22 protein-coding genes are annotated in these 26,008 nt (G+C 70.2%); 15 read left to right on the forward strand and 7 right to left on the reverse strand.

The annotated features are described in order from the left end of the window. The 3 genes from HMPREF0591_RS04795 to HMPREF0591_RS04805 form a co-directional block, all read left to right on the forward strand. Positions 1-935 (forward strand): hypothetical protein (locus HMPREF0591_RS04795; protein ID WP_007167304.1); only part of this gene is annotated, 935 nt, incomplete at its 5' end. Further along, positions 932-2,509, forward strand: coding sequence for a hypothetical protein (locus tag HMPREF0591_RS04800; RefSeq protein WP_040621844.1), 1,578 nt, complete (start codon positions 932-934; stop codon positions 2,507-2,509). The genes HMPREF0591_RS04795 and HMPREF0591_RS04800, both read left to right, overlap by 4 nt. Before the next feature lie 147 nt (positions 2,510-2,656). Further along, positions 2,657-4,486 carry a phosphoenolpyruvate carboxykinase (GTP) gene (locus HMPREF0591_RS04805; protein WP_007167306.1) on the forward strand — a complete coding sequence of 610 codons (1,830 nt, stop codon included), beginning with the start codon at positions 2,657-2,659 and terminating at the stop codon, positions 4,484-4,486. A gap of 83 nt (positions 4,487-4,569) precedes the next feature. Here the strand turns inward: HMPREF0591_RS04805 and HMPREF0591_RS04810 are convergent, their stop codons facing one another. Beyond that, the gene (locus tag HMPREF0591_RS04810; RefSeq protein WP_007167307.1) at positions 4,570-7,260 is read right to left on the reverse strand and encodes an ATP-binding protein; all 2,691 of its coding nucleotides are present in this window, start codon (positions 7,258-7,260) and stop codon (positions 4,570-4,572) included. A 95-nt stretch (positions 7,261-7,355) separates the two neighbouring features. Here HMPREF0591_RS04810 and fadD4 point away from each other — a divergent pair, with 95 nt between their 5' ends. Both fadD4 and HMPREF0591_RS04820 read left to right on the forward strand, forming a co-directional pair. After that, positions 7,356-8,873, forward strand: coding sequence for a fatty-acid--CoA ligase FadD4 (gene fadD4, locus HMPREF0591_RS04815; protein WP_007167308.1), 1,518 nt, complete (start codon positions 7,356-7,358; stop codon positions 8,871-8,873). A 3-nt stretch (positions 8,874-8,876) separates the two neighbouring features. Next, the gene (locus HMPREF0591_RS04820; protein WP_007167309.1) at positions 8,877-9,839 is read left to right on the forward strand and encodes an enoyl-CoA hydratase/isomerase family protein; all 963 of its coding nucleotides are present in this window, start codon (positions 8,877-8,879) and stop codon (positions 9,837-9,839) included. Between the two features lie 18 nt (positions 9,840-9,857). On the opposite strand, the gene HMPREF0591_RS04825 is transcribed toward HMPREF0591_RS04820, so the two are convergent. Together HMPREF0591_RS04825 and HMPREF0591_RS04830 are read right to left on the reverse strand one after the other, a co-directional pair. Next, on the reverse strand, positions 9,858-10,280 hold the full coding sequence (locus HMPREF0591_RS04825; RefSeq protein WP_007167310.1) for a CD225/dispanin family protein: 423 nt from the start codon (positions 10,278-10,280) through the stop codon (positions 9,858-9,860). Between the two features lie 116 nt (positions 10,281-10,396). Next, entirely contained in the window at positions 10,397-11,578 is a 1,182-nt protein-coding gene (locus HMPREF0591_RS04830; protein WP_040621115.1) for an acyl-CoA dehydrogenase family protein, read from the reverse strand. Between the two features lie 9 nt (positions 11,579-11,587). Here HMPREF0591_RS04830 and HMPREF0591_RS04835 point away from each other — a divergent pair, with 9 nt between their 5' ends. From HMPREF0591_RS04835 to HMPREF0591_RS04845, 3 genes are read left to right on the forward strand one after another with little or no spacing between them, the layout of a single operon-like run. After that, positions 11,588-12,583, forward strand: coding sequence for a MaoC family dehydratase (locus HMPREF0591_RS04835; RefSeq protein WP_040621118.1), 996 nt, complete (start codon positions 11,588-11,590; stop codon positions 12,581-12,583). Positions 12,584-12,599: 16 nt separating this feature from the next. Further along, complete coding sequence (locus HMPREF0591_RS04840; RefSeq protein ID WP_007167313.1) at positions 12,600-13,790, forward strand: CoA transferase; 1,191 nt, start codon at positions 12,600-12,602, stop codon at positions 13,788-13,790. After that, a complete protein-coding gene (locus tag HMPREF0591_RS04845; protein WP_007167314.1) occupies positions 13,784-15,088 on the forward strand; it encodes an amidohydrolase family protein in 1,305 nt (434 codons plus the stop codon). Before HMPREF0591_RS04840 ends, HMPREF0591_RS04845 begins: the two co-directional genes overlap by 7 nt. 7 nt (positions 15,089-15,095) lie before the next feature. Here the strand turns inward: HMPREF0591_RS04845 and HMPREF0591_RS04850 are convergent, their stop codons facing one another. Further along, complete coding sequence (locus HMPREF0591_RS04850; protein ID WP_007167315.1) at positions 15,096-15,995, reverse strand: alpha/beta hydrolase; 900 nt, start codon at positions 15,993-15,995, stop codon at positions 15,096-15,098. A gap of 147 nt (positions 15,996-16,142) precedes the next feature. Here HMPREF0591_RS04850 and HMPREF0591_RS04855 point away from each other — a divergent pair, with 147 nt between their 5' ends. The 7 genes from HMPREF0591_RS04855 to HMPREF0591_RS04885 all read left to right on the forward strand — a co-directional run bounded on the left by HMPREF0591_RS04855 (position 16,143) and on the right by HMPREF0591_RS04885 (position 23,413). After that, a complete protein-coding gene (locus HMPREF0591_RS04855) occupies positions 16,143-16,946 on the forward strand; it encodes an alpha/beta fold hydrolase (protein ID WP_279626964.1) in 804 nt (267 codons plus the stop codon). A 185-nt stretch (positions 16,947-17,131) separates the two neighbouring features. After that, a complete protein-coding gene (locus HMPREF0591_RS04860) occupies positions 17,132-17,800 on the forward strand; it encodes a class I SAM-dependent methyltransferase (RefSeq protein ID WP_007167317.1) in 669 nt (222 codons plus the stop codon). Positions 17,801-17,988: 188 nt separating this feature from the next. Next, on the forward strand, positions 17,989-19,167 hold the full coding sequence (locus HMPREF0591_RS04865; protein WP_007167318.1) for an alpha/beta hydrolase: 1,179 nt from the start codon (positions 17,989-17,991) through the stop codon (positions 19,165-19,167). Positions 19,168-19,211: 44 nt separating this feature from the next. Then, on the forward strand, positions 19,212-20,621 hold the full coding sequence (locus tag HMPREF0591_RS04870; RefSeq protein WP_007167319.1) for a WS/DGAT/MGAT family O-acyltransferase: 1,410 nt from the start codon (positions 19,212-19,214) through the stop codon (positions 20,619-20,621). Positions 20,622-20,728: 107 nt separating this feature from the next. Further along, entirely contained in the window at positions 20,729-21,505 is a 777-nt protein-coding gene (locus tag HMPREF0591_RS04875) for a crotonase/enoyl-CoA hydratase family protein (protein WP_007167320.1), read from the forward strand. A 103-nt stretch (positions 21,506-21,608) separates the two neighbouring features. Then, entirely contained in the window at positions 21,609-23,120 is a 1,512-nt protein-coding gene (locus HMPREF0591_RS04880) for a class I adenylate-forming enzyme family protein (RefSeq protein ID WP_007167321.1), read from the forward strand. Continuing rightward, a complete protein-coding gene (locus tag HMPREF0591_RS04885; protein ID WP_007167322.1) occupies positions 23,117-23,413 on the forward strand; it encodes a hypothetical protein in 297 nt (98 codons plus the stop codon). The genes HMPREF0591_RS04880 and HMPREF0591_RS04885 overlap by 4 nt, the downstream gene beginning before the upstream one ends. Before the next feature lie 4 nt (positions 23,414-23,417). Here the strand turns inward: HMPREF0591_RS04885 and HMPREF0591_RS04890 are convergent, their stop codons facing one another. From HMPREF0591_RS04890 to HMPREF0591_RS04895, 3 genes are all read right to left on the reverse strand, one after another. Beyond that, positions 23,418-23,984: a TetR/AcrR family transcriptional regulator gene (locus HMPREF0591_RS04890; protein WP_040621849.1), complete on the reverse strand. Its 567-nt coding sequence runs from the start codon at positions 23,982-23,984 to the stop codon at positions 23,418-23,420. 89 nt (positions 23,985-24,073) lie between these two features. Beyond that, complete coding sequence (locus HMPREF0591_RS34365) at positions 24,074-24,205, reverse strand: hypothetical protein (RefSeq protein ID WP_007167324.1); 132 nt, start codon at positions 24,203-24,205, stop codon at positions 24,074-24,076. Between the two features lie 273 nt (positions 24,206-24,478). Continuing rightward, positions 24,479-25,948, reverse strand: coding sequence for an aldehyde dehydrogenase (locus HMPREF0591_RS04895; protein WP_007167325.1), 1,470 nt, complete (start codon positions 25,946-25,948; stop codon positions 24,479-24,481). Positions 25,949-26,008 lie beyond the last annotated feature (60 nt).

Consider the following 26,008-nt stretch of genomic DNA (forward strand, 5'->3'; position numbering starts at 1 on the left):
CGCTGGACCGCGCCGGGGCGGGCGCCGGGATCGCGGTGACGACCGCCGACGGGCGCGGCGTCGACGTCGTCGTGCAGGTGATCACCGAGGTGGTCAAGCCGGAAGACGCCGAGGCCATCGCCGCCGCCGGCCGCCCGGTGGTGGCGGTGCTGAACAAGGCCGACCTGGCCGGATCCCTCTCCCGCGGGGACGGGCCGATCGCGGCGGCGCGGGCCCGGTGCGCGGAACTGGGCGGCCTGGCGGGTGCGCCCATGCTCCCCATGGCCGGGCTGCTCGCGGCCGCCGCGCTCGACGACCTGGACGCCCCGCTGTGGGCCGGGCTGCGCACGCTGGCCGCGCACCCGGGCGCGGCGGCCGCCCTGGACGGTTCGTTCGCCGGGTTCCTGGCGGCGGACAACCCCGTGCCGGCCGACGTGCGGTTGCGACTGCTGCAGACCCTGGACCTGTTCGGCATCGCGCTGGGGGTCGCCGCGTTCCGCCAGGGCCGGACGGCGGCCCAGGTGCGGGCGCTGCTGCGCCGGACCAGCGGCGTCGACGCCGTCCTGGCGCAGCTCGCGATCGCCGGCGCCGAGGTGCGCTACCAGCGGGTGCTGGACGCCGTCGCGGAGTTGGCGGCGCTGGCCGTCGGCCCGGGCGAGCCCGCGGAGCGGATCAGCGCGTTCCTGTCCCACGACGACACCGTGGTGGCCCGGATGGCGGCGGCCGTCGACCTGGCCGAGGCGGCCGGGCTCGACCCCGACGCATCGGGCCCCGCCGACTGGGACCGCGATCCGTCCGCGCACCTGCCGCGGGCGGTGCGCTGGCAGCGCTACAGCCGCGCCTCGGGCAACGACCTGCACCGGGCCTGCGGCGCCGACATCGCCAGGGGAGCGATGCGCCTGTGGTCGCAGGCCTGCGGCTCGCTGCCCGGGCAGTCGCCGGGGGACTGGCGGTGAGCGGCGACAAGCCCGACGATCCGGTCGCTGCCGTCGACGCGCTGGTGGCGGGCGTCGCGCCGGAGCTGGAGGCCCCCGCCGTCCACCGCCGCGAGGTGGTGCTGGTGACCGGGCCGTGGCTGGCCGGGGTGAGCGCGGTGGCGGCGGCCCTGCGGGATCGGCTGCCCGAGCAGAAGTTCGTCGAGTCGGCGGAGCTTGGCTCCGGCGAGGCGCCGGCGGCGGTGGTGTTCGTCGTCTCGGCGGCGGCCGAGCTCACCGCGTCCGACTGCGCGCTGCTGGACGCCGCGGCCGCGCACACCGATGCGGTGGTCGGGGTGGTCTCCAAGATCGACGTGCACCGCGCGTGGCGCGACGTCCTGGCCGCCAACCGCGGGACGCTGGCCGCGCATGCGCCGCGTTACGGCGGCGTGCCGTGGGTGGGCGCGGCCGCGTTGCCCGACGTCGGCGACCCCGACGTCGACGCCCTGGTGCGGACCCTCTCGGCGCGGCTGGCCGACCCCGAACTGGCCCGCCGGAACAGGCTGCGGGCCTGGGAGTTCCGCCTCAAGACCGTCGCGCAGCGGTTCGACCGTGACGCCGACGGCGCCGGACGGCGGGCGCGGGTCGACGCGTTGCGCGACGAGCGCAGCACCGCGCTGCGGCAGCGGCGCGAGGCGAAAACCGAGCGCACCATCACGCTGCGCGGCCAGATCCAGCAGGCGCGGGTCCAGCTGTCCCACTTCGCGCGCAACCGTTGCTCGTCGGTGCGCAGCGAGCTGCAGGAGGACGCCGCGGGATTGTCCCGGCGCGACATGCCCGGCTTCGAGGCGCACACCCGTGACCGGCTGCACGAGGTGGTCGCCGAGGTCAACGACGGCACCGCGACCCACCTCGCCGACGTCGCGCACGTGGTGGGGGTCGCGACGATCCTGCCGCCCGCCGAGGAGCTGCCGACGGTCGACGTTCCGCCGCCGCCGCTGAAATCGCGCCGCCACGAAACCTGGCTGATGATGCTGCTGGGCGCGGGATTCGGCCTGGGCGTGGCGCTGACCCTGAGCCGGCTGATGAGCGGGCTGGCGGCCCGGCTCAGCCCCGCGCTGTCGGTCGTCGCGGCCGTGACGTGTGCGGCGATGGGACTGGCGGTCACCGTCCTGGTGGTCCACATCCGCAGCCTGCTGCGCGACCGGGCGCTGCTGGACCGGTGGGCGGGCGAGGTGACCTCCTCGCTGCGGTCGGTGGCCGAGGAGCTGGTCGCCACCCGCGTTCTGGTGGCCGAGTCGGTGCTGAGCAAAGCGGTCATGGCCCAGGACGAGGTCGAGAGCGCGGAGGTGGGCGGCCAGGTCAGCGCCATCGACCGCGAGCTGCGCGCGCACGCGATGGCCGCGTCGCGGGCGGCGGCCGCGCGGGACCGGGAGATGCCCGCCGTGCGCGCGGCCCTGGACGCCGTGCGTGCAGAACTGGGTGAAGCGGGTATACCTACAGCCGACGATTCCGCTTCGGACGTGGAAAAAGCCGCGGCAACCGAGACAACCGAAAAACCGGCTTCTAGGAGCGGCGATGGCGATCTTTCGGGATCTTCTGAATCGTTGTTGTGAGAAGGCTTATACCTGCCCGAGACTTCCCCGACAAGATCCTCACGATAACCTGTAGTTAACGCCACCATGTTCACCGTTGTGTGGGCGACCGCATACGCGACAGGCACCCAAGAAGCCCGAGTACAAAGAAGAATTCAGGAGACTTCGATGACCTCAGCGACCATTCCCGGTTTGGACACCGCGCCCACGAAACACGAGGGGCTGCTGTCGTGGGTACGGGAGGTCGCCGAGCTCACCCAGCCCGAGCGGGTGGTGTTCACCGACGGTTCCGACGAGGAGTGGCAGCGGCTGACCGACCAGCTGGTCGAGGCGGGCACCTTCAAGCGGCTGAACGACGAGAAATACCCCAACTCCTTCCTCGCGCTGTCCGACCCGTCGGACGTGGCCCGGGTGGAGTCGCGGACGTTCATCTGTTCCGAGCGCAAGGAAGACGCCGGGCCGACCAACAACTGGATGGAACCCGCCGAGATGCGGTCGACCCTCAACGACCTGTACCGCGGCTGCATGCGCGGCCGCACCATGTACGTGGTGCCGTTCTGCATGGGGCCGCTGGGCGCCGAGGACCCCAAGCTGGGCGTCGAGATCACCGACTCCGAGTACGTGGTGGTGTCCATGAAGGTGATGACCCGGATGGGCAAGGCCGCGCTGGAGAAGATCGGCGACGACGGCTTCTTCGTCAAGGCCCTGCACTCGGTGGGTGCCCCGCTCGAGCCGGGGCAGCAGGACGTCCCGTGGCCCTGCAACGACACCAAGTACATCACCCACTTCCCGGAAACCCGCGAGATCATGAGCTACGGCTCCGGCTACGGCGGCAACGCGCTGCTGGGCAAGAAGTGCTACTCGTTGCGCATCGCGTCGGCGATGGCGCACGACGAGGGCTGGCTCGCCGAGCACATGCTGATCCTCAAGCTGATCTCCCCGGAGAACAAGGCGTACTACTTCGCCGCCGCCTTCCCGTCCGCCTGCGGCAAGACCAACCTGGCCATGCTGCAGCCGACCATTCCCGGCTGGCGCGCCGAAACGCTCGGTGACGACATCGCCTGGATGCGGTTCGGCAAGGACGGCCGGCTGTACGCGGTCAACCCCGAGTTCGGCTTCTTCGGGGTGGCGCCGGGCACCAACTGGAAGTCCAACCCCAACGCCATGCGCACCATCGCCGCCGGCAACACCGTCTTCACCAACGTCGCGCTGACCGACGACCACGAGGTGTGGTGGGAAGGCCTGGAGGGCGAGCCCGACCACCTGATCGACTGGAAGGGCAACGATTGGTACATCCGCGAGACGGAAACCAAAGCCGCGCACCCGAACTCGCGTTACTGCACGCCGATGTCGCAGTGCCCCATCCTGGCGCCGGAGTGGGACGACCCGCAGGGCGTGCCGATCTCGGGCATCCTGTTTGGCGCGCGCCGCAAGACCACCGTCCCGCTGGTGACCGAGGCCCGCGACTGGCAGCACGGGGTTTTCATGGGCGCCACCATGGGCAGCGAGCAGACCGCCGCCGCCGAGGGCAAGGTCGGCACCGTGCGCCGCGACCCGATGGCCATGCTGCCGTTCCTGGGCTACCACGTCGGTGACTACTTCCAGCACTGGCTGGACCTGGGCAAGAACTCCGACGAGTCCAAGCTGCCGAAGGTGTTCTTCGTCAACTGGTTCCGCCGCGGTGACGAGGGTCAGTTCCTGTGGCCGGGCTTCGGCGAGAACAGCCGCGTCCTGAAGTGGATCGTCGACCGCATCGAGCACCGGGCCGGTGGCCAGGACACCCCGATCGGCGTCGTGCCGTCGGCCGACGACCTGGACCTCGACGGGCTCGACGTCGAAGGCGAGGACGTCGCGCAGGCGCTGGCGGTCAACCCCGACGAGTGGCGGCAGGAGCTGCCGCTGATCGAAGAGTGGTTCGAGTTCGTCGGCGACAAGTTGCCCACCGGCGTCAAGGACGAGTTCGAGGCGCTCAAGCAGCGGCTGGCCGACGCCGACTAATTCTTAGGCGCCGAGCGTGAAGTTGGCTTCACGCTCGGCTCCAACGTGAAACCAACGTCACGCTCGCGCCTGGGTGCGGTCGTTCATTCGGATGTCGCCTGCGCCAGGTCAAGTCGCAGCTGATCGATCTGATCGAACGCGTAGGTCACGATCGCGGCCGTCGTCATGCCCGCTCCGGCGCGTGCGAACGATTCATAGGCTTGGTCGCCCAGCACCTCGCGCATGTGTGTTATCGCCGCATCGACCTCGGTGAACACGAGGCGAGATCCGGGTAGGTCACCGAATCCCATAATCGTGGCGGCTTGTTCGTGACGGCCGAAGCGATCGAGAAGGACGGCGATCATCGCGAGCGGGCCGGCCATCATCAGGAAGCTGCCCGAGTCCAGGTAGTGGCGGATAGCGAGAGCGAGGTAGTCAATGGCTTCGAGGGGGCTGCCGTGGTTAACGGCGAGCCTGGACAAGCCTATGGAAATCGTCGATTCGACATATCGATTGCCGCTGTCCCGAGCGATTTTCAACGCACGGACGCTGGCCTCATAGGCCGCGGCGGGATCATCGTCGCGGTGCGCCCAGGCATATGCGTTCAACGCCAGCGCCTTGAGTTGTGGGTTGTCCGTCATTTCCGCGGCGGCGGGTAGGCCGTCGGCTATCGCCATGGCGTCGTCCATAGCGGCGGCGTTGGCCAGCGCCATCGACAGCATCACACGCGCCAGCGTCCGCGCATCGGCGTCCACTGGGGTCGCAGTGCGCACCAGCGCGGCGGTCTTCTCAGGCTCGCCCTTCAGGTGATAGGCAGTGCCAAGCACTACCTCGTAGCCGAACGGGACGTCGTCGTGACCCCCTCGGCCGCGAGCCGCCTGAGCCATCTCGATGTAGGTAATCGCCTGATCGACGCGACCCGCCGCGAAGCACTGAGCGGCCATTGTGCACAGCTGTATTAGGCGCCGATGGTTTGCGGCCCGCGCGGGTTGAACAAGTTCCTCTGCCCACGTGACGGGTTCGTAGAGGTCACAACAGATGCCGAGCAGTGCGGTGTAGCAGGCGATCGGTGCGCAAGTGTCCATGTCGTTGCGGTCGGCGGTCCAGCGGAACGCGGCGCGCAAGTTCGGCAGCTCGCGAGCGAGCCAGTCGTAGGACTCGCGTTGACGTGGGCTATTCCACAGGGCCAGCACGTCGTCCTCACGGGCGGCAAAGTAGTGGGCGTGCGCATCGCGGGTGCGTTCGGCCGCGCCACTACTGACGAGCTGCTCCTCCGCGAACTGGCGGATGGTCTCCAGCATGGAATATCGGGTCCGGGCGGAGGACCGCTCCGTTAGCAGCAGCGATTTGCGGACCAGGGCACCCAGCACATCGAGTAGGGCAAGGTCGTCGCCGATCCCTGCCACCACGTCCGCCGCCGCCAGGTCGAAGCCGCCTGCGAAAACCGAACACCTTGTCAGAACCGTCTTTTCGTCGTCTTCGAGCAGATCGTAAGACCACTGCACGGCGTGCCGCAGGGTCTGGTGCCGCTCGAGGCCGCGCCGCGATCCGGTGAGCAGGCGGAACCGGTCGTCGAGTCGATCTCTCACCTCGGTGACGGACATGGATTGCATTCGGGAGGCGGCCAATTCGATCGCCAGGGGGATACCGTCAAGTCGATGACAGATCTCGGCCACCGCGTCCGCGTCATCTGAGCCGGTCAACGAGAACGTCGGCGCGACGGTCTGCGCACGCGCGACGAACAACGCCGCCGCGCTGGAGTTGACTCCGCTTTGGGTGTCCAAGGGTGCTACGGGCCAGAGCTGTTCGTCGGCAAGCCGCAAGCCCTCCCTACTGGTGGCCAACACCGTCACCGTTTCGGACTGCTGCAGGATTGCGTCGATCAGGTCGGCCGCCGCGTCGAGAACATGTTCGCAATTGTCAAATACCAAGAGCCGGTTGCGGCCTTCCTGGGCGGCGGCGATGCTGTCGAAGACGTTCATGCCGGGCTGTTGGGTGATCGCAAGAGCCGCAGCCACCGCATCCGGCACCGTCTTGGGATCTCCGACCGGGGCAAGCTCGATCGCCCACGTCCCGTCGAGGAAGGAAGGGGCCAGCCGCGATGCGACCTCCAGCGCGAGCCGGGTCTTCCCCACACCGCCGGGGCCGGTCAGCGTTATTAGTCGGTGCGACTTCAGCGCCGTCGCAACTTCGCCGACCTGGGGTTCCCGCCCGATAATGCTCGTCGTCGGTGCGCGCAGGTTGCCGATTTTCATCTCGATGGTCCGCAGCGCGGGGAACGCGGTCCCGAGGCCATCGGTGAGCACCTGGAACACGTTGACGGGCCTAGTGATATCCCGGAGCCGGTGCGCGCCGAGGTGGGTCAGGTGCACCCCGGCGAGTAACTCGGCGGTAGCACCGTCGAGCAGGATCTGGCCGCCGTGTCCGGCCGACATGACCCGCGCCGCGCGGTTCAGCACCGCACCGAAGTAGTCACCGCCGCGCAACTCCGCCTCGCCGGTGGCGATGCCCATTCGCACCGGCAGCTCTAAGCCGCGTTGGGCGGCCACGGCCGCGTCCACGGCGGCCTTCGGGGAGCTGAACGCGGCACACACCCCGTCGCCGGTGTGCTTGAACAGCCAACCCTGGTGTGCCGCCACAATGTTGCGGAGCAGGTCGTCATGAGTTGCCAGGGCCGCCCGCATCGCGTCGGGATCGGCTTCCCACCGGCGCGTCGACCCCTCCACGTCGGTGAAAAGGAAGGTCACTACTCCCGACGGGGCATCCGGGGTGGCCTGGCCCTCGATGATGCCCATTGACGCACTGTAAGCCAGGTGCGCGGCACGCGAAGGAGAAGCCCGGTCGACGACCACTTGACACCCGTCAAGTTTTTCGGCGGTACAGTCTGCGCATGCAGATTCGCGAGTATCTCGGCTCCGGCAAGCCCGCCGTCATCCTCCACCCGTCCGGCACGGTCATCACGTTCGATGAGCTGGAGGCGCGGGCCAACCGGCTGGCGCACTACTTCCGGCGGGCCGGCCTCGCCGAGGGCGACGCCGTGGCGATCCTGATGGAGAACAACGAGCACATCCACGCGGTGATGTGGGCGGCGCGTCGTAGCGGTCTGTACTACGTGCCGATCAACACCCACCTGACGGCGGCCGAGGCCGCCTACATCATCGACAACAGCGCCGCCAAGGCGATCGTCGGGTCGGCGGCGCTGCGCAAGACGTGCGAGAACCTGGCCGAGCACCTGCCGGACGGCCTGCCCGGGCTGCTGTTGATCGCCGACGACGATCTCGAGGGCTGGGCGCGTTACCCCGAATGCGTTGCCGACCAGCCGGACACCCCGATCGACGACGAACGGGAGGGCGACCTGCTGCAGTACTCCTCGGGCACCACCGGGCGGCCCAAGGGCATCAAACGCGAACTGCCGCACGTGCCGCCGGCCGAGGCGCCCGGCATGATGTCGGCGCTGGTCAGCTTCTGGATGAATCCCGATTCAATCTATCTGAGCCCGGCGCCGCTGTATCACACGGCGCCGTCGGTGTGGTCGATGAGCGCGCAGGCCGGCGGGGTCACGACGGTCGTGCTGGAGAAGTTCGATGCCGAGGGTTGTCTCGACGCCATCCAGCGCCACCGCGTCACGCACGCCCAGTTCGTCCCGGCGATGTTCACCCGGATGCTGAAACTGCCGGAGAGCGTGCGTAATTCGTACGACGTGTCCAGCCTGCAGCGGGTGATGCACGCGGCGGCCCCGTGCCCGGTGGAGATCAAGAAGCAGATGATGGACTGGTGGGGTCCGATCATCGACGAGTACTACGCCTCCTCCGAGGCGCACGGGTCGACGTTGATCACCGCCGAAGAGTGGCTGGCGCATCCCGGTTCGGTCGGCAAACCCATGGGGGGCGCCGTGCACATCCTCGACCAGGACGGCAACGAGCTGCCGCCCGGGCAGGCCGGCGAGATCTACTTCGAGGGCGGCTATTCGTTCGAATACCTCAACGACCCCACGAAGACGGCGGCCTCCCGCGACAAGCACGGCTGGGCCACCGTCGGCGACATCGGCTACCTCGACGAGGAGGGGTACCTGTACCTGACCGACCGGCGCCACCACATGATCATCTCGGGCGGGGTGAACATCTACCCGCAGGAGGCCGAGAACCTCTTGGTCACCCACCCGAAGGTGTTGGACGCGGCGGTGTTCGGGGTTCCCGACGACGAGATGGGGCAACGCGTGCTGGCCGTGGTGCAGACCGTCGACCCGGGTGACGCCACCGACGAGTTCGCCGCCGAACTGCTGACGTGGCTGCGAGACCGCCTGGCGCACTACAAGTGTCCGAAATCGATCGCGTTCGAGGCGCAACTGCCGCGCACCGACACCGGCAAGCTCTACAAGAACGGGCTGATCGAGAAATACTCGGTGTGACCCATGCCCCGGGTGATCGACCTGGCGAGCCCGCCGGACCCCGGCCCCGTCGACGCCGGCGCCGCGTCCCCGCCGGGGGTGATCCTGGCCCACGGCGCCGCGGCGGACCTCGCCCGAAGCGAATCATGGCTTCAGACGGCAACTTTCACGCTGACCGAGAACCGCTGTGACGATCCCCGGGTCGTCACTGTCGATTCGGTGCCCGACGCGCTCGCCGAGCTGACCGCGCGCTGTCGCCGCTGGCCGCGCGCGAGCGGCGTCTGTGACGACGTGCTGCGCGGGGTAAACCCCGGCGGGCCGGCCCTGCCCGCGGTGGTGACCGAGTCGCTGGCCTACTCCACCCTGCAGGCCGGTCCCGAATTCGCGCGCTGGCTGGCCGAACGCGGTCCGGCGCGGATGCCCGACATCGCCGACCCGGTGCGGGCCGAGCGGCACGGCGACACGCTGCGCATCGCGTTCAACCGCCCGCAGCGCCACAACGCGTTCTCCACCGATGCTCGCGCGGCGCTGCTGGAGGCGCTGACGGTCGCGCAACTGGACCCGTCGGTGACCGGGATCGTGTTGAGCGGCAACGGACCGTCGTTCTGCAGCGGCGGGGACCTCGCCGAGTTCGGGACCTTCGCCGACCCCGCGAGCGCCCACCTGGCCCGCACCCGGCACAGCCCCGCCCTGGCGCTCGACGCGCTGACCGCCCGGCTCGGCCGCGGCTGCCGGGCGGAGGTGCACGGCCGCGTGCTGGGCAGCGGGCTGGAGATGGCGGCGTTCTGCGGATGGGTGGCCGCGCACCGTGACTCGGTGTTCGGGCTGCCGGAGCTGCAACTGGGGCTGATCCCCGGCGCCGGCGGGACGCTGAGCGTCACCCGCCGGATCGGCCGGTGGCGCACCGCCTATCTCGTGCTGTCCGGCCGCACCATCGATGCCGGCACGGCGTCGGAATGGGGCCTGGTCGACGCGACCCGGGACTGAGAAGCGCCTAAAGCGTTGTCAGAAGCCCGAATACGTGGTGGTCGTGGTCGAGGGCAGGTTCGAGACGGCGATCACGCCGATGGCGACGTACAGGATCACCATGATCACCGCGAACACCGCGCCGGCGATGGCGCCGATGATGGCCCACTTCTTGGCGTTGTCGGCGGCCGCCTGCGCCTCGGCGTACCGTCCCTGCGACCACAGCCCGGACACCTTGGTGGAGTAAACGATCGACACGATGCCGAACGGCAGGCAGCACAACACCGTGACCAGAATGGCCCAGACGAGATAGTTTTCCGGCTCCGGCTGCCCCGGCCAGCCCGGTTGCGGTGCCTGCCAACCCGGTTGCTGCCCCGGCCAACCCGGCTGCTGGCCCTGCCAGGGCGGCGGCTGACCCTGCCATTCCGGGGAGCCCTCGTACGGCCCTGGGGGATAACTCATCGCAGCCGACTTTCCTTCGTTGCAGTAAGTTTTACTCCCGCGCAGCTTTGCTGGCTTGAGAAGTCAAGCAAGGATACAGCACGCCCCGACGTCAAGCCCGCACATTCGGCTCCGGCTCAGATGCCGCCCCGCGCCACCAGCTGCCCGGCGATGACGTTGCGCTGAATCTCGTTGGTGCCCTCGCCGACGATCATCAGCGGGGCATCGCGGAAGTAGCGCTCCACGTCGTACTCGCACGAGTAGCCGTAGCCGCCGTGGATTCGCACGGCGTTCAAGGCGATTTCCATCGCCACCTCCGAGGCGAACAGTTTGGCCATGCCGGCTTCCATGTCGCAACGCTCGCCGCTGTCGTAGCGTTCGGCGGCATAGCGGGTGAGCTGGCGCGCGGCCGTGAGTTTGGTCGCCATGTCGGCCAGGTAGTTGCCGACCGATTGGTGCTTCCAGATCGGCTTGCCGAAGCTTTCCCGCTGCTGTGCGTACGCCAGCGCGTCCTCGAGCGCCGCCGTGCCTACGCCCAGGGCGCGGGCGGCCACCTGGATGCGGCCCGTTTCGAGGCCCTTCATCATTTGCGAAAAGCCTTCGCCCATCCGGCCGCCCAGCACCGCCGACTCGGGCACCGGGAAGTCGTCGAAGGACAGCTCGCAGGACTCGACGCCCTTGTAGCCCAGCTTGGGCAGGTCCCGCGACACCGTCAGCCCGGGCCCGTGCCCGACGAGCAGGATCGAGATGCCCCGGTGCCGCGGCGTCGCGTTCGGATCGGTCTTGCACAGCAGCGCGATCAGCCCCGAGCGGCGCGCGTTGCTGATCCACGTCTTGGCGCCGTTGATCCGCAACCCGCCGGGGGCGCCGTCCGCGCCCTCAACGGGCAACGCCGTCGTCGTCATGTTCTGCAGGTCCGAGCCGCCGCCGGGTTCCGTCAACGCCATGGTGGCGCGCAGCTCGCCGGTCGCCATCGCCGGCAGATACGCCCGCCTCTGCTCCTCGGTCCCGAACAACGTCAGCAGCTTGGCCACCACGGTGTGCCCGCCCATCGCGCCCGCGAGGCTCATCCAGCCGCGGGCGAGCTCCTCGGTGACCCGCACGTAGCACGGCATGGACACCGGCGACCCGCCGTACTCCTCGGGAATGGCCAGGCCGTAGATGCCGATCCGCTTCATCTGCTCGATCCACGCGTCCGGATAGGTGTTGGCGTGTTCGACCTCGCGGACGGTCGGCTTGACGTCGCGGTCGACGAACGCCCGTACCGTGGCGACCAGCATTTCCTCTTCGTCGTTCAGCTCATTGCTCACCTGTGCCATATTGGCCCCGTGACCTATGCGCGTGTGCGGGAGGGCGGGCCGTACTTCGACGACCTGTCGGTCGGCCAGGTTTTCGACTGGGCGCCGGCGATCACGCTGTCCTCGGGACTGGCCGCCGTGCACCAGTCGATCGTCGGGGACCGGCTGCGGCTGGCGCTGGACGCCGACCTGTGCACCGCCGTCACCGGACTGCCCGCGCCGCTGGCGCATCCGGGGCTGGTCTGCGACGTGGCCATCGGGCAGTCCACGCTGGCCACCCAGCGGGTCAAGGCCAACCTGTTCTACCGCGGGCTGACGTTTCACCGCTTCCCGGTCATCGGCGACTCGCTGTCCACCCGCACGGAAGTGGTTGGGCTGCGCGCCAATTCGCCCAAGCCGGGCAGGGCGCCCACGGGACTCGCGGCGCTGCGGATGACCACCGTCGACCAGGCCGGCCGGTTGGTGCTCGACTTCTACCGCTGCGGCATGTTGCCCGCCGGCCCGGATTGGCGACCGGAACGGGCGCCGCATGACGACCTGTCCACCATCGGCGCCGACGCGCCGCCCCCCACGTCCGATCCGACCGCGGAGTGGGACGCCGACACCTTCCGGAACAGGGTGCCGGGCCCGCACTTCGATCGCGCCCTGGCCGGAGCGGTGCTGCACAGCACCGGCGACGTCGTCAGCAGCGCGCCGGAACTCGCCCGGCTCACCCTCAATATCGCCGCCACACACCACGATTCGCGCGTCGGCGGGGCGCGGCTGGTCTACGGCGGGCACACCATCGGGCTCGCCCTCGCGCAGGCGAGCAGGCTGCTGCCCAACCTGGTGACGGTCCTGGGCTGGCGGTCCTGCGACCACACCGGCCCCGTCCACGAGGGCGACACCCTCTACAGCGAGTTGCACGTCGAATCGGCCGAGCCGACCGCCCGCGGGGGCGTGCTGGGGCTGCGGTCGCTGGTCTACGCCGTGGGCGAGCCGGACCGCGCGGTGCTGGACTGGCGATTCAGCGCGCTGCAGTTCTAGGACGGCCACGCGCACAATGGGGGGCGTGAGCTCGGCTACGTCGATGTGGGGGAGCAGTGGGCTGGCCTATCTGACCGGACTGCCGGACGGGCCGCCCGACTTCTCCCGCGCCAACGTGCTGACCCGGGCCCGGTGGGTCGCCGCGGCGATCGGTGAGCGGTTGGGCGTCACGATCGATGCCGCCGGCCTGCTGGCCGGGCGCGCCGCCCTGCTGGGCCTGACCCGTCGCGGCCGGGTGTCCGCCGGCGGTGCGACCCGGTTGCTGGCCGCCGCCGACGGCTGGTGTGCGATCACGCTGTCGCGCCCCGACGACACCGCCGCCGTCCCCGCCCTGGTGCAGGCCGACGAGGTGGCCGGCGACCCGTGGCCGGTGCTGCGGCGTTGGGCCGCAACGCAACCGCGCGCCGCGATCGTCGAGCGCGCGACCCTGCTCGACATCCCCGCGGCGAGCCTGGGCGAGGCCTTGCCCGCGGCGCCGCGAATACGGCCACGCGGGGCCCGGGGGCCGGCGCGCGGCGCCGCCGGCCTCCTGGTCGCCGACCTGTCCTCCATGTGGGCGGGCCCGCTGTGCGGGCAGCTGCTGGCGCGGGCCGGGGCGACCGTGGTGAAGGTCGAGAGCCCGGCCCGCCCGGACGGCACCCGCGCGGGCAACGCGGGCTTCCTCGACTGGATGAACGGTGAAAAACTCTCCTACTGCGTCGATTTCGACCGCCGGCCCGACGAGTTGCGTGCCTTGCTGACCGTCGCCGACGTCGTCATCGAAGGCTCGCGTCCCGCGGCGCTGAGCCGGCGCCGGCTCGGACCGGAGCACATCGAGCCGGGCAGGGGCCGAATCTGGTTGCGCATCAAGGGACATCTCGACGGCAGGCCGGCGTTCGGCGACGACGCCGCGGTGGGCGGCGGGCTCGTCGGCGTCGCCGCCGACGGGCCGGTGTTCTGCGGCGACGCCATCGCCGATCCGCTGACCGGACTGGAGGCGGCCCGAGTGGTCGCCGACGCGCTGGACCGCGGGGGCGGCGAGCTGATCGAGGTGTCGATGGCGAACGTCGCCGCCGGGTATGCGGCGCTGCCGATGCAGGCGTCGGTCTGCAACCGCCCTGCGCCGCCCCCGCCGGTCCCGCCGCCGGCGCGGCCGGCGGCGCGGCTGGGCGCCGACAACGAGGCGGTGCGCCGTCTGGTGGCCGAAAAGGGCTGCCCGCCATGCTGATTCGCCGGGCCGCGCTGCTGGACGGGACCACCACCGACATCCGGGTCGGCGAGCGGATCGAGGAAATGGGCGACGGCCTGGTGGCCGGGCCGGGCGAGGGCGTGCTCTACGCCGGCGGGGGGGCCGTGCTGCCCGGCCTGCACGACCACCACGTGCACGTGCGGTCGGCGGCCTCCGCGCTGGATTCGTTCTTCGTCGGGCCGCCGGGGGTCAGCACCGAAACCGAACTGACGCACCTGCTGTCGAATGCGACCCCGGGTGCCGACGGCTGGATCCGCGCCGTCGGCTACCACGAGTCGGTGGCCGGCGACCTGGACCGGACCGCGCTCGACGCAATGGTCCGCGGCGTCCCGGTGCGCATCCAGCACCGCAGCGGCGCGCTGTGGATCCTCAACTCCGAGGCGCTGGGCCGGGTCGGGCTCGCCGATCATCCCGACGGGCGGCTGCGCAGCGCCGATCACGGCTGGTCGGACCTGCTGCAGCGGCGCGAAAGCGACCTGGCGGAGCTCAGCCGGCGGATCACCGCGACGGGAGTCACCGGCGTCACCGACGCCACCCCCGACCTCGACGCCGACGACATGGTGTCGCTGGTGGTGGCCCACCGGCGCGGCGAGTTCCGGCCGCGGCCGAGCTTTCTGTCCCCGGGGAAGAAGATCCTGCACGACGACCGCCTCGACCTGGACGGGCTGACGGAGTGGATCGGCGGCCGGCACGGTGAGGGCCGGCCGGTGGCCGTGCATTGCGTGACCGCGGCCCAGCTCGTGGTCGCCATCGCGGCCCTGCGGGCGGCCGGCAGCCATCCGCAGGACCGCATCGAGCACGCCGCCGTCGTGCCCGACGACAACGTGGCCGACCTGGCCGACCTCGGCGTCACGGTGGTGACCCAGCCCAACTTCGTCGCCGAGCGCGGCGATCACTACCTCGCCGACGTCCCCGCCGACGAGCACGCTCAGCTGTGGCGGGTCGCCTCCCTGGTGAAAGCGGCCGTGCCGGTGGGGCTGTCCACCGACATGCCGTTCGGCCACGGCGACCCCTGGACGGCGATGCGCGCCGCCGTCTACCGCACCACCCCCAGCGGCGCGGTCCTCAACGCGAACGAATGCGTCTCCGCGCCCGAGGCTTTGACGATGTTCCTGGGCCGGCCGGACCGGCCGGGCCAGGCGCGCAGCGTGGCGGTCGGGGAGCCGGCGGACCTCTGTGTGCTCAGCGAGCCGCCGGCGACGGCGCTGGCCGAGCTGGACGCCGGCATGGTGGCGGCCACCGTCATCGGCGGTGAGCTCGTCTACTTCGCGATGTGACCGGCGATCAGGCCGCGGCGGCGAGCGCGGCCCGCAGAATCTCGCACGGGCTGTCGAAGAACCGTTGTGACACTTGAGCTTTGGGGGCGATGAGGTCGAAGCCGTGGAAGGCGCCCGGGATGGTCTCCACCTGGCACGGCACGCCGGCCGCCGTCAGCCGCTCGGCGTAGGCCAGGTCCTCGTCGTGGAACAGGTCGTGCGTGCCCACCCCGATCCAGGCCGGCGGCAGCCCGCTCAGGTCATCGCGCCGGCCGGGCACGGCGACCCGTGGGTCGGCGTCGCCGAGGTACGCCGCCCAGCCGAACCGGTTGCTGCGGTTGTCCCACAGCCGGTAGTTCGCGTTGCGGGCGGTGGCCGAACTGCGGTCGTCCAGCATGGGATAGGTCAGCAACTGGAAGGCGGGGCTCACCTCGGCGCGGTCGCGGGCCAGCAGGGCCAGGGCCGCCGCCAGCCCACCGCCCGCGCTCGCGCCGCCGATGGCCACCCGGTACCGGTCCACGGACGGCAGGCCGGCGAGCCAGGTCAACGCCGAATAGCAGTCTTCCAGCGGCGCCGGATACGGATGTTCGGGCGCCAGGCGGTATTCCACCGACGCGACGGTGATCCCCAGCCGCCGGCTGAACCCGCTGCAGAGCCGGTCGTCCTGTTCGGCGGTGCCGATCACGTATCCGCCGCCGTGGATCCACAGCAGCGCGCCGGTCGGTTCGGCGACGCCCGCCGGCCGGAACAGCCGGACGCCCGCCCCGGAACTCAGCGTGATCACCTCGACGTCGCGGACGGGCCTGCCCAGGCGGCCCCGCAGCGCGATCCCCGCCCGCATGAGCGGCAGGGTCCGGGGACCGACCAGCCGGCGCGGCGCGAACCGGGCGATCCGTTGCAGGTCAGGGTGAACATCGGTGTTCGGCACCGCATCAGTATCACCGACGCCGAAAACGCCGCGGCCTGGTATCAGTGATAGGCGGCGGCGCAGACAGACCGCACCGACATCCGAAGACCTCGGGGAGGCAACGTGAGCGGAAACGCCCCTCGGCTCGAGCCGGGGTTCGTCGACACCGTGCTCGGCAAGATCCGCGTGCAGGTCAGCCCCGGCACCGGCGCGCCGGTGCTGATGTGGCCCAGCCTGCTGATGACCGGCGATCTGTGGGCGGGCCAGGCCGCGGTGTTCGGGGAGCGCCACCGCCTGGTGCTGATCGATCCGCCCGGCCACGGGGGCAGCGAACCGCTCCGCTCGGCCTTCACCTTCGCCGACTGCGCCCGCTGCGTCGTCGACCTGCTGAACGGGCTCGGCATCGACAGGGCCCACTTCGTCGGCAATTCGTGGGGCGGAATGATCGGCGCGACGTTCGCGGCGCGGTATCCCGACCGACTCGACCGCGCGGTCCTGATGAATTGCACCGCATCGAAAGCCGGCCTCGCCCAAAAGGCCAAGTACGAGGCCATGCTGCGGGTCGCGACGCTGCTGGGCGGGCTCCGGCCGCCGCTGACGCGGTCGGCGTTGCGCGCCTTCCTCGGCCCGACGACGCTGCGCCGCCGGCCCGACGTGGTCGACGCCGTGCGAACGAACCTGCGGGCGGTGGACATCGGTTCGGCCCGTTGGGCGGTGCGCAGCGTCGTGCCCGACCGACCGGACCAGCACGCCCTCCTGCGAACCATCACCGCCCCGGTCCTGGTGGTCGCCGGCGCCGAGGACGCCACCTTCCCCGTGGCGGAGACCCGGGCCATGGCGGAGTCGATCCCCGGCGCGTCCTTCAGCGTCCTCGACGGGATCGCGCACCTCGCGGCCCTGGAAGACCCCGCCCGGGTGAACGACCTGCTGGACGCCTTCCTGTTCGGCCCGCCGGTCGCGGACGGCGAATGAACCAATCCGCTGCCGGGCGCGTACCCCAAGGGCGGTGGATTAGCCGAACGAAGATCGGGGTATCGGTGGAATGCTGGCGAGCGCGGCACGCGTCAGCGTGCAGGCTGTTGCCGGTTCGTCGTCGCAACGTCCCTCACCGGGACCGAGCGTGGACCGCCCGGTCGGGCAGGACGCGAGGGACGTGAATGCTGGGGCACCTTTACGATCGCGCGCTGGACGGCGAGCGATGTTGGATCCGGCACGAGGACGGCGAACTGCGGCCGCTGCCCGCGCACCGCTGGTTGGGCGTGCGATGTCCCGACGACCCATGTCCCGGTGACGGATCCGTCGGCGCCTTCGACGAAGACTTCGACGAAGCCGTCACCCAGATGTGCACCGGCCCAACGATCGAATTGGGTTGCGGCCCTGGACGATTGGTCGCCCGTCTGATCCAGCGCGGGGTACCGGCCCTCGGTATCGACCGCTCGGTGGCCGCGATCCGGTTGGCGGGACGCGGCGGCGCGCCGGTCCTGCTGGGCGACGTGTTCGACCCGCTGCCCGCGATGGGCCTGTGGCAGACGGTGTTGCTGGTCGACGGCAACGTGGGCCTCGGCGGGGACCCGTGCCGCATCCTGGGGCGGGCCGCCGAGCTGCTGGCGCGGGGCGGCCGGTGCGTGGCCGAGTTCGACGCCGAGAACATCGGCATCCGCTCCCGCTGGGTCCGGCTGGAGTCCGCGTGCGAGGTCGGGCCTTGGTTCCGCTGGGCGTCGGTCGGGGTCGACAGCGCCGCCGCCCTCGCCGCCCAGGTCGGCCTGACGCTGACCGGGGTGCGGCTGATCGGCGACCGGGTGATCGCCTGCCTGGCGGCCATGTGAGCGTGTCGCAGGCCGACCGGCGCGACGCCGACAGCAAACTGCGCCAACGCTCGAAACAGCACGTAAGCCCTCAGGGCAACCACCCGCCGGATGTCTTTTCGATGTCGGGCGTTACGTCGACGCAAACGTCAGTTTCGGACCTGGGGCCGGGGGTACGCTGCCCTCACACGACGGCAAGGAGGCCGAGTATGACATCGTGCGCGAAGTGGTTGCTGCGGGCGCGCCCCGGCGACTACGCGCTGGCCTTGAGCGTCGCGGGTGCTTCGCTGCCGGTGGTCGGCAAACACCTCGAGCCGTTGGGCGGCCTCACCGCGATGGGCATCTGGGGCGCCCGGCACGCCCCCGACTTCTTCTCCGGGATGACCAAGCCGCGCCAGCCGAAGGTCAGCCCCGAACCGCCCCGGGACCCGGTGAGCGCGCGCGACGTGTCCGTCGCGGCCCTGCGGGGGATCGTGTCGGCGGGGGACCTCGAACTGGACTGGCCGGCGGCGCTGCGGACGCCGCCGATCTGGGACGCGATGCGTCAGCGTCGCTACCTCCACCGTCGCGCGGTCCACTACGGCGACCACCCCGCCCAGGTGCTCGACGTGTGGCGCCGCAAGAACCTGCCCGCGCACCCCGCGCCGGTGCTGATCTTCGTGCCGGGCGGCGCCTGGGTGCACGGCAAGGCCATGGGCCAGGGCTCCGCCCTGATGTCGCGTCTGGCCGAGCTGGGCTGGGTCTGCCTGGCGATCGACTACCGCGTCGCCCCGCACCACCGGTGGCCGCGGCACATCATCGACGTCAAGACCGCCATCGCGTGGGCGCGCGCCAACGTCGACAAGTTCGGCGGCGACCGCGATTTCGTCGCCGTCGCGGGTTGTTCGGCCGGCGGCCACCTGTCCGCGCTGGCCGGGCTCACCCCCGACGACCCGCGGTACCACGCCAAGCTGCCCGAAGGCGCCAACACCGAGGTCGACGCGGTGGTCGGCATCTACGGTCGCTACGACTGGGAGGACCGCTCCACGCCCGAGCGGGACAGGTTCGTCGACTTCCTCGAGCGGGTGGTGGTCAGGAAGAGGATCGACCGTCATCCCGACGTGTTCCGCGACGCGTCGCCGATGGCGCGCGTGCACCGAAATGCGCCGCCATTCCTGGTGATTCACGGCAGCAAGGACAGCGTCATCCCCGTCGAGCAGGCGCGCAGCTTCGTCGACCGGATGCGGGCCGTCTCGCATTCGATGGTCGGCTACCTGGAACTGCCCGGGGCCGGCCACGGCTACGACCTCATCGACGGGGAGCGGGCCGGGGCGGCGGCGCACGCGGCTTCGCTGTTCCTCAACCAGGTGTACCGCACCAAGACAAACGCGGCCAAAGAGGTTATCTGAACTGCCGCTGCTGAGTATGGTCCCTCTATGGGTAAGGGGCAGCGGTGAAAAGGCTGAGCGGGTGGGACGCGGTCTTGCTCTACAGCGAGACGCCGAACGTGCACATGCACACGATCAAAGCCGCTGTGATCGAACTCGATTCCGATCGGCGTGACTTCGGCATCGACGCCTTCCGCGAAGTCATCCGCGGCCGCCTGGGCAAGCTGGAGCCGTTCTGCTACCAGCTGGTCGAGATCCCGTTCAAGCTCCACCATCCGATGTGGCGGGAGCACTGCGACGTCGACCTGGAGTACCACATCCGGCCCTGGCGGCTGCCCGCCCCCGGCGGGCGGCGGGAGCTGGACGAGGCCATCGGCCGCATCGCCAGCACCCCGCTGGATCGCAGCCGCCCGCTCTGGGAGATGTACTTCATCGAGGGCCTGGCGAACGACCGGATCGCGGTGGTCGGCAAGATCCACCACGCGCTCGCCGACGGCGTCGCCTCGGCCAACCTGATGGCCCGCGGCATGGACCTGCAGCCCGGGCCGGAGGGCGGGCCGTACGTTTCCGACCCGGCGCCCACCACGCGCCAGCTGATGAGTTCGGCCTTCGCCGACCACCTGCGCCACGTCGGGCGCATCCCGCACACGATCCGCTACACGGCCGAGGGCCTGCGCCGGGTGCGGCGCAGCTCGCGCAAGCTGTCCCCGGAGTTGAGCCGGCCGTTCGAACCGCCGCCGAGCTTCATCAACCACAAGATCACCCCCGAGCGCCGGTTCGCCACGGCCACCCTGGCGCTGGCCGACGTCAAGGAGACCGGCAAACGGCTGGGGGCGACGATCAACGACATGGTGCTCGCCATGTCGGCCGGGGCGCTGCGGACGCTGCTGCTGCGCTACGACGGCCAGGCCGAACCCCTGCTGGCGTCGGTGCCGATGAGCTTCGACTTCTCGCCCGAGCGGATCTCCGGCAACCGGTTCACCGGGGTGCTGGTGGGCCTGCCGACCGATTCCGACGACCCGCTGGAGCGGGTGCGCTGCAGTCACGAGAACGCGATCGCCGCCAAGGAAAGCAACCAGCTGATGGGGCCGGAGCTGGTCAGTCGCTGGGCGGCCTACATGCCGCCCGCGCCCACCCAGGCCTTCTTCCGGTGGGCGTCCGGCCGCGACGGCGACAACAAGATCCTCAACCTGAACATCTCCAATGTGCCCGGTCCGCGTGAACGCGGCCGCGTGGGCGGGGCGCTGGTCACCGAGATCTACTCGGTGGGCCCGCTGACGGCGGGCAGCGGCCTCAACATCACCGTGTGGAGTTACGTCGACCAGCTCAACATCTCGGTGCTGTCCGATGGCGCCACGCTCAAGGACCCGCACGAGGTGACCGAGGCGATGGTCGCCGACTTCATCGAAATACGCAGGGCGGCAGGACTTTCCGAGGAGCTCACCGTCGTCGAAGCGGCGATGGCGCCGGCCTGAGGGCCGCCCCGGAAACGGGACTCTCGACTGGTACCAACGTCATTTCCCCCGGCCGCTAGCATCGTCTGCGACAGCAGCCACCCCTACCCGAAGGAGCTGTGCGGCCCGTGAGCGACGAAGCCAACGAACCCGAAGTCCTGGTCGAACAACGCGATCGGATCCTGATCATCACGATCAACCGGCCGAAGGCCAAGAACGCGGTCAACGCGGCCGTGGCCAACGGACTGGCCGAGGCGGTCGACCGGCTCGACGGCGACCCGGGCCTCTCGGTGGGCATCCTGACCGGCGCCGGCGGATCGTTCTGCGCGGGCATGGACCTCAAGGCCTTCGCCCGGGGCGAGCTGCCCATCGTCGAGGGCCGCGGCATGGGCTTCACCGAGCGGCCGCCCGCCAAGCCGCTCATCGCCGCGGTCGAGGGCTACGCCCTGGCCGGCGGCACCGAGCTGGCGCTGGCCACCGACCTGATCGTCGCGTCCAGGGAGTCCGCCTTCGGCATCCCCGAGGTCAAGCGCGGGCTGGTCGCCGGCGGCGGCGGGCTGCTGCGGCTGCCGCAGCGCATCCCGTCGGCCATCGCCATGGAGCTCGCGCTCACCGGCGACAACCTGCCCGCCGAGCGCGCCCACGAGCTCGGGCTGGTCAACGCGCTGGCCGACCCGGGCAAGGCGCTCGACGAGGCGATCGCGCTGGCCGAGAAGATCGCCGCCAACGGGCCGCTCGCGGTGGCGGCCACCAAGCGGATCATCGTCGAGTCGCGCGGCTGGAGCCCCGAGAACATGTTCGCCGAACAGAACAAACTGCTGGCCCCGGTGTTCGCCTCCAACGACGCCAAGGAGGGCGCGATCGCCTTCGCCGAGAAGCGTCCGCCGCGCTGGACCGGCAGCTGAGCCACCGGCCCGCTCCGCGCCGGTGCCGGGTGATCTAAGCTACAGTCGAACATGACACTTTTGGCCAGCTTTGTAACGCCGTGATACCGGAGAAAGTGCAAGCGTGAGTATTTCGTTGCTGCTGGAGATGGCCGCGTCGAGCAATCCCGACCGCACGGCCGTCGTTTCCCAGGGGGCCTCCGGCTCCCTGCGCCTGACGACGCAGCAGCTCAGCGACCTCGCCGACGGTGGCGCCGCGGTGATCGCCGCGTCGAACGCGAAACACGTGGCCTACGTGGGCACCGGAGGCGCGACGCTGCCGGTGCTGATCTTCGCGGCCGCCCGCGCCGGGGTGGCCTTCACCCCGATCAACTACCGGCTGTCCGCCGACGCCATCCAGGCGCTCGTCGAGCGCCTCCCCGAGCCCCTGGTGATCGTCGACGAGCGCTACCGCGACATGGTCGGCGCGGCCCCCGACCGGGTGATGACCACCGACGAATTCCTGACCGCCGCGCGGGGCGGGGCCGCTGGCTTCGAACCGGCGTTCCCCGACCCGGAGTCGGTGGCGATCGTGCTGTTCACCTCCGGCACCACGTCGCAGCCCAAGGCCGTCGAACTGTCGCACAACAACCTGACCAGTTACGTCACCGGCACGGTGGAATTCGAGTCGGCCGGCGACAGCGACGCCGCGCTGATCTGCGTGCCGCCCTATCACATCGCCGGGGTGGGCGCCGCCCTGTCCAACCTGTACGCCGGGCGCAAGATGGTCTACCTGCCGAATTTCGATGCGCAGGAATGGATTCGGCTGATCAACGCCGAAAGCGTCACGACCGCGACCGTGGTGCCCACCATGCTGGACCGCATCGTCGCCGCGCTCGAGACCGGCGGCCACGAGCTGCCCTCGCTGCGCAACCTGGCCTACGGCGGTTCCAAGGTGGGGCTGCCGCTGGTCCGCCGGGCCCTCGAGCTGCTGCCGCACGTGGGCTTCGTCAACGCCTACGGACTGACCGAGACGAGCTCCACCATCGCGGTGCTGACCCCGGACGACCACCGGGCGGCGCACGGCGCATCGGCGGCTCCGGTCGCCAGGCGGCTGGCGTCGGTGGGGCGTCCGGTGCCCGGCATCGAGATCGAGATTCGCGACGAGGACGGCAACGTGCTCGGGCCCGGTCAAACCGGGGAGCTGTTCGTCCGCGGCGAGCAGGTCTCCGGGCGCTACACCGGGATCGGTTCGGTGCTCGACGAAAACGGTTGGTTCCCAACCAAAGACATCGCCATGCTGGACGAGGACGGCTACCTGTTCATCGGCGGCCGCAGCGACGACACCATCATCCGCGGGGGCGAGAACATCGCGCCGGCCGAGCTCGAAGAGGTGTTGGTCGAGCACCCGCACGTGCGGGACGTCGCCGTGGTCGGCGTGGAGGATCCGCAGTGGGGGCAGGCCATCGTCGCGGTGGTGGTGCCCCGTCCCGGCGCGGAACCGGATCCCGAGGAACTGCGCGAGCACGTCCGGAAAAGCCTGCGCGGGTCGCGAACCCCCGACCGAGTAGTCTTTCGCGACGAGCTGCCCACGACCCCCACCGGCAAGGTTCTTCGCCGGGAGATCATCGAGATGCTAGAAGGGCTACGTGCATGATCAAGAACGGAACCCGCCTGGCCAGCCAGGTGTGTGACACGCAGGTGATCGTCGTCAGGAGCGCCGACAGCCTCGACGACTTGCGTTGTGGCGGTGCGCCGATGGTGCCGATCGGCGCCGAGCGTTCCGGCGAACCGGACCCGGCCTTCTCCGGCGGCACCGTGATGGGCAAGCGCTACGTCGACGAGACCGGCGCCGAGGTGCTGGTGACCAAGCCGGGCGCCGGGAGCCTGAGCGTCGGTGCGACCGCGCTGCAGCTCAAAGAGGTCAAGCCGCTGCCGGCCAGCGACTGAGCCGTCACTCGGCGATCTTGTTGCGGACCACGAATTCCCTTGCCTTGATGAGGAATTCGAGTTGATCGCCGACCTGGCGCAACGGGTCGATGCTGCCCGTCGAGCGGGACAGCACGATGGCGCCTTCCAGGGCGGCGATTGACATCACCGCCAGCGAGGCCGCGCAGGGCTCGTCGAAGCCGTCGTGGGTGAACGCCCGGGTCAGCGCGGCGCACCAGCGGCCCAGGATGGCGCCGGCCTCGGCGGAGAGCTTGGCGTCGTCATCGTCCGAGCCGATCGCCGCGGCCACCACGGGGCAGCCCGCGTTGAAGCCGCCCTCGGTCAGCTTGCGCTCCCAGAATTCGACGAACTTGCCCAGCAGCACCCGGGCGCCCTGCTCGGCGGCGTCGTCGATCATCGCCGTGATGGCGTCACCGGAATACCGCAGCGCCTCGATCAGGATCTGATTGCGGCCGTCGGGAAAGTGGTAGTAGACCGAACCGCGTGGCGCGCCGCTGCGGGCCAGCACCGCGTCGATGGTCACGCCGGCGGCGCCTCGTTCGCGCATCACCTCGGCTGCGCTGGCCAGCATTTTCTTGCGCGTGCCGCCGCGCTTGGTAGGGGGGATGTCCTGCACGGTCTCGCTCGTGGTCGCCACTCTCGTGCCTCCCGGGGCCAACGTCACGCAGCGTGCGAATGCCGCAGTACCGGCCAATGCATGCCGCGCGGGCTGAAGCGGAAACTCCGGCGCTTCAGGTCGGGCATCTCGCGGGTGAATTGATAGCCGCCGATGTTCAGCTCGATGATCCACATGATTCTCTCCCGGCCTGTGCGCCGACCATGATTATGCTGAGAAGCATATAAGACATCGGTCCAGTAACCAAATCAACTTCCTAGAAAACCGCAAAAGCACGGTAAATTCGCATTTTGGACCGCTTCTGCGGTGGTGTGCGGAATCGCGGCCACCGGCGTTCTATGCTGTTTTGCATAATTTTGGCGGCCGGGGAGGGCCGGAAACGCCGAACGTGCACCCACCGCGAGAAATCAGCGAAAACCTCGCGGTCAGTGCACGTTCGGTGCGGACGCTCAGGCGTCGATGGTGTGGCCCATCGGCATCAGGACGCTCTTCTGCTGCGTGAAGTGCTCGACACCCTCGGGGCCGTTCTCGCGGCCGATGCCCGAGTTCTTGTAGCCGCCGAACGGGCAGCACGGATCGAAGGCGTACCAGTTGATCGCGTAGGTCCCGGTGCGGATCTTCTCCGAGACCGCGATGCCGCGCTCGATGTCGGCGGTCCACACGCTGCCGGCCAGCCCGTACACCGAGTCGTTGGCGATCTTGATCGCGTCCTCCTCGGTGTCATAGGGGATGATGCTCAGCACGGGGCCGAAGATCTCCTCCTGCGCGATCGTCATCTTGTTGTCGACGTCGGCGAAAACGGTGGGCTGCACGAAGAATCCGGTGTCCAGGCCCTCGGGGCGGCCGCCGCCGCAGACCAGCCGCGCACCCTCCTCGATGCCCTTGGCGATGTAGCCCTCGACCCGGGCGCGCTGCTTCTCCGAGATCAGCGAGCCGATCTGGGCGGCCGGGTCCGACGGCAGGCCCACCGGCAGCGCCTGCACGAAATTGCTGACGGCGTCGACGATTTCGTCGTACCGCGAACGCGGGGCCAGGATGCGGGTCTGGGCCACGCAGGCCTGCCCGCTGTTCATGATCCCGGAGAACACCAGCATCGGGATCGCGGAGGGCAGGTCGACGTCGTCGAGGACGATGGCCGCCGACTTGCCGCCGAGCTCCAGGGTGCACGGCTTGAGCATGTCCGCCGCGCGCCGGCCGATCTCCTTGCCGACCGCCGAGCTGCCGGTGAACGAGAAGAGGTCGACGTCGGGGTTCGACGTCAGCGCCTGTCCGGTCTCGATGCCGCCGGGCACCACCGACAGCACGCCCTCGGGCAGACCGGCCTCGGCGAAGGCCTCCGCCAAAGCGTTTGCGCTGAGCGGGGTTTCGGCGGCGGGCTTGAGCACCACGGTGCAGCCGGCGAGCAGGGCCGGGCCGAGCTTGTTGACGGCGAGGAACAGCGGCACGTTCCACGCGACGATCGCGCCCACCACGCCGATCGGCTCGCGGTGGACGATGCTCTGCCCGTAGCCCCCCGTGCGGACCTCTTTCCACTTGACCTGCTCGACGGCCGGGCCGGCGAAGAAGTTCAGCGCGCCGATCGAACTCATCCAGTGCATGGTTTCGACGCTGGTCGGCGGCTGGCCGGTCTCGCCCGCCAGGAGGCCGGTGAACAGGTCCTTGCGCTCCTCCATCAGCTTGAGCGCGTTGGCGATCACAGCGGCGCGCTCCTTGGGCGGCGTCGTGGGCCACGGCCCGTTGTCGAAGGCCGCGCGGGCCGCGGCGACCGCGGCGTCGACGTCGGCGGCCGCCGCCAGCGGCACCTTGCCGACGTACTCGCCGGTGGCCGGGCAGCGCACCTCGATCACCTCGTCGGTCGACGGCTCGGTCCACTTGCCGCCGATGAAAAGCTTGTCGTATTCGGTCTTGCTGTCGGTCATAGTCGGCCGCTCCTCCTCGTCGCTCCGCGTTGCGTCGTCACAGCGGGCATGGCGCCACCC

This window comes from Mycobacterium parascrofulaceum ATCC BAA-614 (genome assembly GCF_000164135.1).
Taxonomy (GTDB): domain Bacteria; phylum Actinomycetota; class Actinomycetes; order Mycobacteriales; family Mycobacteriaceae; genus Mycobacterium; species Mycobacterium parascrofulaceum.